The sequence below is a fragment of the Pantoea sp. ACRSC genome (assembly GCF_022346785.1).
Lineage (GTDB): Bacteria > Pseudomonadota > Gammaproteobacteria > Enterobacterales > Enterobacteriaceae > Pantoea > Pantoea alvi.
The window spans coordinates 1-9154 of record NZ_JAKRNN010000044.1; the positions used below are offsets into that span (position 1 = coordinate 1).

At 56.0% G+C, this 9154-nt stretch carries 11 protein-coding genes; 4 read left to right on the forward strand and 7 right to left on the reverse strand.

Annotated features, from left to right (window positions below; translation table 11 throughout):
- Window positions 1-658: 658 nt before the first annotated feature.
- The 4 genes from MHZ97_RS21910 to MHZ97_RS21925 all read right to left on the reverse strand — a co-directional run bounded on the left by MHZ97_RS21910 (window position 659) and on the right by MHZ97_RS21925 (window position 3373).
- Window positions 659-1972 (reverse strand): hypothetical protein, encoded by a 1314-nt coding sequence (locus MHZ97_RS21910; protein ID WP_239315662.1) that lies wholly within the window; start codon window positions 1970-1972, stop codon window positions 659-661.
- Window positions 1973-1977: 5 nt separating this feature from the next.
- Window positions 1978-2367 carry a hypothetical protein gene (locus MHZ97_RS21915; RefSeq protein WP_239315663.1) on the reverse strand — a complete coding sequence of 130 codons (390 nt, stop codon included), beginning with the start codon at window positions 2365-2367 and terminating at the stop codon, window positions 1978-1980.
- A 72-nt stretch (window positions 2368-2439) separates the two neighbouring features.
- Window positions 2440-2619, reverse strand: coding sequence for a hypothetical protein (locus MHZ97_RS21920; RefSeq protein ID WP_113655911.1), 180 nt, complete (start codon window positions 2617-2619; stop codon window positions 2440-2442).
- Between the two features lie 25 nt (window positions 2620-2644).
- A complete protein-coding gene (locus MHZ97_RS21925; protein ID WP_239315664.1) occupies window positions 2645-3373 on the reverse strand; it encodes a hypothetical protein in 729 nt (242 codons plus the stop codon).
- 950 nt (window positions 3374-4323) lie between these two features.
- Between MHZ97_RS21925 and MHZ97_RS21930 the strand changes: the two genes are divergently transcribed.
- Window positions 4324-4806 carry a hypothetical protein gene (locus tag MHZ97_RS21930; protein WP_239315665.1) on the forward strand — a complete coding sequence of 161 codons (483 nt, stop codon included), beginning with the start codon at window positions 4324-4326 and terminating at the stop codon, window positions 4804-4806.
- A 375-nt stretch (window positions 4807-5181) separates the two neighbouring features.
- Here MHZ97_RS21930 and MHZ97_RS21935 read toward each other — a convergent pair whose 3' ends face one another.
- On the reverse strand, window positions 5182-5991 hold the full coding sequence (locus MHZ97_RS21935) for a helix-turn-helix domain-containing protein (protein WP_239315666.1): 810 nt from the start codon (window positions 5989-5991) through the stop codon (window positions 5182-5184).
- Between the two features lie 251 nt (window positions 5992-6242).
- Between MHZ97_RS21935 and MHZ97_RS21940 the strand changes: the two genes are divergently transcribed.
- The 3 genes from MHZ97_RS21940 to MHZ97_RS21950 all read left to right on the forward strand — a co-directional run bounded on the left by MHZ97_RS21940 (window position 6243) and on the right by MHZ97_RS21950 (window position 7739).
- Window positions 6243-6794, forward strand: coding sequence for a recombinase family protein (locus tag MHZ97_RS21940; protein WP_239315667.1), 552 nt, complete (start codon window positions 6243-6245; stop codon window positions 6792-6794).
- The gene (locus MHZ97_RS21945) at window positions 6791-7168 is read left to right on the forward strand and encodes a hypothetical protein (protein ID WP_239315668.1); all 378 of its coding nucleotides are present in this window, start codon (window positions 6791-6793) and stop codon (window positions 7166-7168) included. The genes MHZ97_RS21940 and MHZ97_RS21945 overlap by 4 nt, the downstream gene beginning before the upstream one ends.
- Window positions 7169-7271: 103 nt before the next feature.
- A complete protein-coding gene (locus tag MHZ97_RS21950; protein WP_239315669.1) occupies window positions 7272-7739 on the forward strand; it encodes a helix-turn-helix domain-containing protein in 468 nt (155 codons plus the stop codon).
- Here MHZ97_RS21950 and MHZ97_RS21955 read toward each other — a convergent pair.
- Complete coding sequence (locus MHZ97_RS21955; RefSeq protein ID WP_239323850.1) at window positions 7736-8653, reverse strand: hypothetical protein; 918 nt, start codon at window positions 8651-8653, stop codon at window positions 7736-7738. The genes MHZ97_RS21950 and MHZ97_RS21955 overlap by 4 nt on opposite strands.
- 94 nt (window positions 8654-8747) lie before the next feature.
- On the reverse strand, window positions 8748-9154 hold a 407-nt coding region (locus MHZ97_RS21960), incomplete at its 5' end, for a hypothetical protein (RefSeq protein WP_239323852.1).

Below are 9154 nucleotides of genomic sequence, written 5' to 3' on the forward strand. Positions count from 1 at the left end.
TGCACGCCGCGCGAGAGTGTGCGGCCTGCATCATCACCCGTCAGGATGTGCTTGCATGGAATGTCTCTGGCGTGGCGCACGGTGCCTTTCGCTGGATTGACCAGCAGGACGGCCAGCATTGCCTTGAAGTGTTCGGGAGTGGTTGGGGTGGTTGCTGATTTCATAGGGTCTGTCCTTGAATTTAGACGTGCAGAAGCCCGCGCCGATTCTCAGAATGCGCGTAGCGTTGCCGTTTAGGTGGGTGTGGGTGATTTCAGACAATAGGAGCCATAAAGCCCAATGTGGTATTAACCACAGGGCGCTTTAGCGCATCGTCAACGGTCTTTGCAATCCGGCTATTCCATGCCGTTTATCAGGTACTGATTATCGTACAGTGAGACGGCGGTAGAGCCTGCATATCGTGTGCAGGGACGAATACCACAGTTTGCCTGTTTATACGCGCGTGCGTGGCCCGGCTTGATGGCCCGGCACAGAATAGGTGCAGATGGTTTAATGTCATCTTTACGGTGATTTATCGTCAGGGGTGACAATCCCTCTGACGCTTGCTAAGATTGGATTGCGGTCTGAGTCTTAGCAAGTCTGCAAGATTTAGAGTACAGGGGCTGGTGGATTTAATCAATCCTCCGGCCCTTCGTACATCTGGAGCATGGTCAAATGCTTATGACAGCCTTGCCGCTGCGCTGGTCAGAGCCTGCCAGTGCGCCGGGAACTCAAACACCGCGCCAGCCTTCTCCGCTTCCTCTTTCAAGAATGCCAGATTATCAGCCTGCACTTTGCGCACTTTCCCGGTATCCGGCGAGATTTGACCAGTGCAATTCTCAGCGCCGTAAACGTCCCACGCCGCCACCAGTACGAACGGATTAAGGTCAGCTGCTGGACTCCACGTTGAAGCGTTCAGCACGCGCTCACGCACTTCAATATGAACGGTCGAAGCATCAACACGGGTGAAGCCGAAACTCAGCTCAGCTCTGGTGAAACCTTCTGGCGCTGCGTTCGCGTCTTCGTAAGTCTCAGCTGCGCGGTGCCGGGCATCAGGTGCCAGCACTACAGCTTTGAATCGGTGGCCGTTGTCTGGGATGTACTGCGCAATCTCACAGAGAACTTGCTCCAGCTCTTTCGCATCGTGGAAAGGCAGCAGCGGAATTAGGTGCGGGGCTGCGCTTAGGTTCGACTTGATGGACAGCTTATTGCCGCGCTCCTGCCACGCTGCTAAATCCTGCGCCAGCTGAGCATCACCGCCAGCCGTGAGGATACCGCTGCGGAACTCCAGACGCTTCAACGCTGCACGCATTTCACTGGCTACGTGCTTATCTACTGCCTCGGCGTGCGCTTCCTGCACGGCGAATAGGTGGCGCTGCTTCTGCTGGTGCCGCATGTAATCAGGGAGGCAGCTGGCAATAGCTGCAATCATTTCAGCATCAGCGGGGTTACGACACATCGCAAGGATGGTCTGGGCTACGTCTTCCTTGGCGTTCGCCATGTGCGGATAGCTGGCGCGGGTGCCAGGCATCCGCTCCACCTCTGACAGCTGCGCGTTAATGTCTGCGTTGCTGCGCAGGCTGTTGCGGATAGCGGTCGGGCTAACGATAGCCAGCATGTCCTGCTCAAAGTTTGGATGTTCGGTCAGTTTACCCTCGGCCAGCAGCTGCTGCCGTAGTTCCTTCGCTTCGTCCATCTTCGCTACAACGAACTCCACGCGCTGAGACGTCACCTTACCGCCGCTGCGGTGAGTGATTGAGCCAACGCCACGGGCTGCGCTCTGGTTATGCAGCAGGCCGGGTGCTGATGCGCTCGGGTCTACTGCGGTGACTGCCGCCAGTGCATCGGCAATATCTGCGTCGGTGGCTAAAGTCGCGTCTGTCTCTGGCAATAGTTCAACGGATACCAGCGGGGGAACTGGCTCAGCTGCTGCCATCGCTTCAATCTCGGCAAAGTCAACGCCGTCTAAAATAGACTTCTCTTGGTTGCTCATAGTGTTTACTCCGTAGTTTCGGTGTGGTGGATTGCCCGCAGTGCAGCCACTAAGTGCTGGTGCAGGATTTCGGGATAAGCACGCTCCAGCGTCGGGAGGTCCGTGCTGGTGGCTGCCGCCTCGTTGTCGAGGTACAGGGTCCAGAGTCCGGCGCGTGCGTCGAACCGGATTCCGTAGCGCTCGGCTATGGGTTGTGCGGCCAGCTCTGTCCGGCGTTGCGCCCGGCGTAGTTGTCGCCGCTGCTCTTTGAATTGCGCATCGTTGCGCGGTAGAGGCCTACCGTTCAGGTACGCATCAATGATGCGGTCCCGCTGGCCGATGGCTTGTGCTGCGGCGGTTGCTGCTGCGGTGGGGAGGTTGTCGAAAGCTGCTTGTGCTGCTGCTGGTAATGGCATTGATGGCGCTCCTACGTGGATTCTGTTGAACGGGCAAAGGGTCTGCCCGTCAGAATTAACGAGGAGACGCCTTTAGCTGCGGTTGCGCTGGAATGCGCTGGCGGTCAGCAGCTGCTTTGCTTTCAGCTTCTGCTCAGGGGTGCGGCGGTGGTCATTGTCGATTGCCGCCATGTTTCGCAGATAGTCTTTACTGTCACGGGTCTGCGGTGCAGGTTGTGCAAGGTCGTCGCGGTCTTCGTACTGATTAGCCATGTGATTTCTCCTCTCTGGCTGGTGGTTATTGGCGCTTGTACTCTGCGCCGTCTGGGATTGATGCGCTGTTGCAAGCCCACTGATAGAGGGCTGCAAATTGTGCATCGGTGTGGTGCTCAAGGATTAGTGTCTCGGTCAGTACCTGCGGCTTACCGCTGGTCAGCTCCGGGTGCTTAACCAGAGTGCGAGAGCCTGCGCAAATGAAGGTCCAGCCATCAAGCCAGCCTGCGGCCTCAACGGTTGCAGCTTCGGCGCTGGCCTTGGCCTGCTTCTTCTGCTCACGCTTAATCAGCTCGGACTCACTGGCTTTCGGCTCTTTGCCGTAGCGGGTTTCTTTGTTGCAGCTGCTGCACTGGTCATACACCGCAAAGCGGTGCGTACCGCCACACTTAGGGCAAGGGCGCTTGCTCTCATAACCGCAGGCGCTCAGGCCCGCTTTGCCCTTATCTGCAAAGGCGCTGCGCAAGGCTGCGTATCGAGACGGGTCAAGGATGGCCAGACGATGCAGCCAGATGTTTACCCAATGCTCCGGGTTCGGGTTGCTGAGTGCGTTGGCGATTTGGTTGGTGCTGGGTCGGCGGTAGTAGCGTCCATCGTTCGGGTACTGCGGCAGCTTCTTACCTTTCCATGTAGAGCGGCGCTGGGCGTTGTGGCCGCCCCATTTGGTGCCACGCTTAACGGCTGTGCCTGTGAGGTCGCCGGAAACGCGCTGTAAGGCATTCTGCGGGGTTGTGTTGATTGCTGGTGCATTCATGTGGGTTTGCTCCTTAAGGTGCTGAGGATGGAGCAGGGCGAGCCTGCTGGGGCGTTTGGCGTGGGTTGTGTGCACTGGGTCCGGGAGGTGGCTTAACCGTGGATAATGGGCAGTTATGGAAATGTCCAATCGGTGCCGGGTGCTGCGCACGCTGGATGGGGTGTTGTTGCGGGTGCCGATTGGTTACTGATTGGATAAACGCAAAGATAAAACCCTTGTAGGCTGCGTTGGTGCTGGGTTGTCGCTGCTTGCTGTCGCTCGTTGAAGTGGACAATTCAGAAAATAAACCCACGCTGCTGCATGGGTAAATTTCTCTGAGCGCACCCACCACGGCGAGAACAGAAACCAACTGGAGAGAACAACTAACTACCAAAGGAATTGAGGGCTAATTCAATTCGGCTACACCCTGCACGCAGTGCGGCGGGCTGCGCGGATATTCAGGATGTATGCGGATTGAATCAGGGCTGGTTAAGGAATGGCTCAGGGAAAAGGTGAGGTGCAGGCCAGTAAGAGGGCCAGCCTGCACCGCCTTGGAGACGGTCGTATTAACAACCTCTGAGCAGTTCGCGGACTAATGCGATTTGATGCGGTTCCCGACGCATCGGTATGCAGCATCCCCACGGTATTACGCCAATAATTGCGCAGGGTTGCTACAGACCGATAAGCCGGATTGCTGCCTCGGTTGGGCGGGAAGGCCCACGGCTCAGGAGGTGCCTGCGCCGCGCTGCCCGGTACTGCTTTGCGTGTTCGACAATAAACACTAGGAGTCAGAGCGGGATAAGGATGGGCTTATCTCTCTCTATAACGTCAATCACCATTGGATAAAATAGTATGATATTAATACAATTGTATTATTAAGTTATTGATTAATAAAAGATTGATTATCGGTGGTGTATGTGGTGATAATTGGATCATGCCTCTGGGGAGAGGTCCAGCTAAAAGGTGATTCAATGACGGGTTACGAGGTATTAGATTCGGTCGTAAAGATTGGTCTGGGAGCCGCAATTGCTGCCGTTTCTGGGTATTACACGCTGCGGCTTACGCATAAACATGAAACCGATAAAGATACGCGGCTGCATCATCGGCAGATCAGTGAGCGAAAGCGCCTGCTGTATGTGGATTACCTAACGACGTCGCATGTATTGGTGCAGAAATACCGGGATATACAGTGCCGGGCAGATGAGGATGATTACTTTGCGTATCTCCGTCTTTACCATGAGTTAGAGATAGTGGCGGATGATCCGTTAAGGGTATGTGCCTTTAACCTTCTGAATGCCGTGAATGAGTTCATCGTGTTTCGTAAGAATTTAATAAACGATGATGATCGTGAGCTTTTCCGGTTGATGCGGGCGCGGGTTGATGAGGTGGTTGGCGAATTTCAGTACCTAGCGAAGCAGGATATTAATGGCTTGGTGCGTGCAGTAGCACACTAAAAATTATTTTACTCATGTGAGGCCCGGCCCCTGACAATGAAGGAGCGCTTTCCCCCGTGGGCCTCTCGTAGCCAGCCGGGAGAAATTTAAGTTTTAGCCATCCAGATGTTTACACGTCCAAAATTCCATGCTATGCTTCGCGCCAACGCCGCAGGCGTCCATACCTATCTTGCTCAACCAATCATTAAGCTAACCAGATTGCCAGAGGTCTACTGGCTTATCCGGTCTGCTGTCCTGTTGTTATCTCTTTGACTCGTCAGACTCCACGGCTTAACGCTTTATTAGTATCGAAGATACTTAGAACATTTTGCTGTATTCAGCTGTACGCACGCATACACCTGATGCGTACAAGTGCGTACAACGGTACAGCGCGGGTTAAACCCAACGCTGAATAGTGGAACGGCTACGGCCTGTTGCTTTGGCAATATCACCTAACGAGGCTCCTGCTGCTCTCATGTTGCGGGCTAACACTTTCGGGTCTTGTCCTGCATCGTCTACAGCGTTTCGCTGGCTCTGTGCTGCTGCCTGCGCCTCTAATGCGGCTATACGGGCCTCCAGTTCATCAACCCGGCTTAGTGCCTGCTCTGCTTTTCTCTCCGCGCCTTCTACTGCCAGCGTCAGCCTCATGGCGTCCGATACGCTACCGAACGTGCTGCTGCCGGAGTCGTGGGCTAACTTGCCGTAGGCTCTGGCTCCAGCCTGTTCCTGATACGCAACAGCGCCGGGCATATTGCGACACGCGGCTACAGCCCTTTTCATGCGCTTACGCTGTCCGGTCCTGCGTAGCACTGCGGTTGCCTTTGCTGCATCCGGGAATAGCGCTGTAGCCGCACTGGTGGCCGTGGCAAAGGTTCCGGTTTCATACTGACGGAAAGCACTGGCTACAAGCTCTGTAGCGTCCTGCTGGCGCACTGGTACGGCGTCCGGGTGTAGTTCTCTTACCAACTGGCCTAACTCCTTCTGTACTGCATACTGGCGGCGCTGTGCGTCTTTGATGCGGGATTGCAGCCCGGCTTTACATGGGCCAACAACGGCTGCTGCATTGCCCTGCATCGTCTGCCAGATGTTCCACGCAAACTGTGTAGCGCTGCCGTCGCGGGCCAGCTCTGCCGGGTCCGGGGTGCCGCCTGCTTTGAAGTGATTTAACAGGCTGCGCTGTACTGCGGTTAGTGTGGTGTCGTGCATAGTTGCTGCTCCTTTGGTGGTGGTGGGTTCTACTTCTCCTATACGTGTGTTTTCATTGGATGTAGTTTCATTAAATGCCTGATTTGTCAATGCTTATTGGGTGGTTGTGATTGTATAATCAGGTATCGTTTGAGTAGACGACAGCGCGACTTAACCGGGTGCGGTATCAGGAGTATCAAAATTAGTGTTGACCTGAGCCTATTGATACGGTATCTTTAGGGTCAGTTGATTGATACACAGGATGCAGAGCAATGAAGTTCGGTTACGCAAGGGTCAGTACGAAAGAGCAAAACACAGCACGCCAGCAGGAAGCCTTAGCGCCACTGTGTGACGAGGTGTTGATTGATAAGGTATCGGGCAAGAGCATTGACCGTCCGGCGCTTACGTCGCTGCTCAGCCGCGTTCGTGCAGGTGATTCGGTGCTGGTTAAGTCGGTTGACCGTCTGGCCCGTAATACCAAAGAGCTATTGAGCCTGCTGGACAGCCTCACGGAGCGCGGCGTATCGGTGCAGTTCATTGACAACAGCATGACGTTTGAGGCTGGCAATCCTACAACCCGATTCATGATCACCATGCTGGGCGCGGTCGCAGAGCTGGAGCGCGGTTTCATCCGGCAGCGTCAGGAGGAAGGCATTGCAATAGCGAAGGAGGAAGGGAAGTTTAAGGGACGCAGTAAAGACACAGAACTACGCGAGAAAGTATCTAAGCTGTTAGGCCGGGGAATGTCAGCGGACGAAGTGGCGAAGCTGGCGGGGTGTGGTCGGGCAACAGTGTTTCGTATCAAAAAGGAATTGGCAGCATGAGTAGTGAAGTAACAACCTGCCCTTGTAAGTGCGCAAGCGTGAATGAATATGTAGACAGGCACTGGCGAGACTTCCCGGTTGAGCCAGCCGGATTAAAGGGCCGCAGCGCTGGGCGTTCGTTCGTGGAGCACGCTTTGATATGGGGTCTGCTGTATCTGCCAGTGTGGGGTGTCGCCAGTTCCCTGTGGTTCGGTACGTTGCAGGCGCTCAGTGTTGCGCTGATAGCTGGCGGCGTCGGGTTAATGCTGTGGAAAGGGTGCAGAGGTGTGAAGGCTTACGCAGGCTTTGCAGAGCGCCAGAAAGCGAAGGCTGTACAGGCTTCCCGTGACATGGCTTACCGGGACTACATGCAGAAAAGTTACGGCAAGATGTAACACTTTGGCCCGGCGCAATGCTGGGCTTTCTCGTTGTGCTTCCGGGTGTATACTGCACAAAGTAAACAGCGGAATAAGCCGCGCAGCCGCAGCAGGTTACAGCATGGATACACAACCAGAATCTACCGCCTCAGAGCGCCCTGTAGAGCCGCCAGAGTATACACCCTACCTCAACCTTTCCGATGCAGCGAAGGCCGCAGGAGTCAGCCGCAAGACGCTGTACGCGCATATTGATAAAGGTCTGGTGTCTGTAACCCGTAAGCAGGGTAAGCGGTTTATTCACGTCGCGGAACTCGAAAGGCATTATGGTAGTGTTACCCTCAAAACGTCACAACGTAACAAGTCGATACAGCCACAAACTAAACAGGATGCAGGGCAGTCGGAACAGATGGCCGAACTGACAGCTGCTATACAGTCTCTACAGCGCGAAACAGAATCATTGAGGGCAGAGGTGCGGGAGTATCAGAAAGCCGCTCAGGATGCCGCAGAGCGCGTTGCCGGGCTACTGGAAGACAAGACTGCAAAAGAGGTTAGCGCCAGCCGTAGTTGGTGGCGCAAACTCTGGGATTAACTGGACGCAGCGGCAGCTACTGCAACGGCAGTGATCGCACCGCCTGCAACGGTAAACGTATACGTCTGGCCGTCGATGGTGACGCTTGAGCCGTTAACGGTCAGGCTGGCGGTGCCTTCCAGCGTTTGGCTGGTCAGGTTCCCGGCAGAGACAGCAGGCGTAGCGTTCGCTGTATGCCCGGCAGCATCGGTGATCACCTTCACCTTACCGCTACGAATAGCGGAGACGTCCGCAGGCAGCTGCACAGCGGTCAGCAGGTTATTGGCAACGATAGCTGTGCAGTTATCATCAACGCCTAAAGCAGAGGCATTCTGGACGCGTACAGCAGCGCCATTCTGGAGCATTGCAGCGCCGTCCAGATAGACATTCTTCACCACGTTATTCACCACGTAGCAGCGGACACGTCCGGCAGCGGTTGAGTTGCCGCGCCCGGTGGTCACGTCCAGCGGGTTCCCGTCGCTGTTGATCCCATAGTTCAGGCCAGTGAAGTACGCGCTGATTAAGCCCCCACGGGATACGCGGGCTGCGACGCCGGAGCCTAACAGGGTGACATTGTTGCGGTCCTGAATGCTGACGGCTTGTGTATCACTTACCACGGCATCTGTTTCATTGCTGAGGGCAACGCTGCTCAGGCTGGTGCCGCTCACCTTGACGCTGGCGGGTACGCTCAGAGAGCCGCTGGTAACGTTTACTGCTGTACCGTCTGTAACTTTGGCCGTGCCGTCCGGCAGCGGCTCCGCTACTCCAGCTGCTTCCAGCGCTGCGGCTAGTTCGTCTAATGCAGCGTCGATGCGTGCCGCGTTAGTGCTCAGGTCTGCACCGCCCATCTGAGAAACGTCCAGCAGTTTGGCACTGGTCAGCAGGGATTGCAGCAGGGTCTGGCGTGTCTCTACGCCTGAATTGGTGATACTCATTCGAGTCTCCTTGGTTGAGGTGGCCGGGATTGGCCGGGTGTATCAGCAGGGCGCTGATTCGGTGGGCCGGGCTTGCTGCCCGGTTCGGTGTGGATTAGGCTGCGGCGCGTACTTTCAGCATCAGGACTGCATCGGCCTCGGCCTCTGCAACGGTGCGGCGCGACGGGCCGCTAACGGTGGAGCCGGAAACCGTCAGGGCTGCACAGAAGCCGCCGCCGTTGCTCTTGACGTACTCCGGTAGATGTGGCTTTTGCAGGTTACTGATAGCGTCATTGAAGCAGTCACCATCCTTGCGCAGTAGTACGCGGTCAGGCACCTCACCAGTGGCAGCAAACCAGACCAGCTTAGAGCGGGCGACGCGGTAGCCTGCTGCGGCAATCTGCACGCCGCGCGAGAGTGTGCGGCCTGCATCATCACCCGTCAGGATGTGCTTGCATGGAATGTCTCTGGCGTGGCGCACGGTGCCTTTCGCTGGATTGACCAGCAGGACGGCCAGCATTG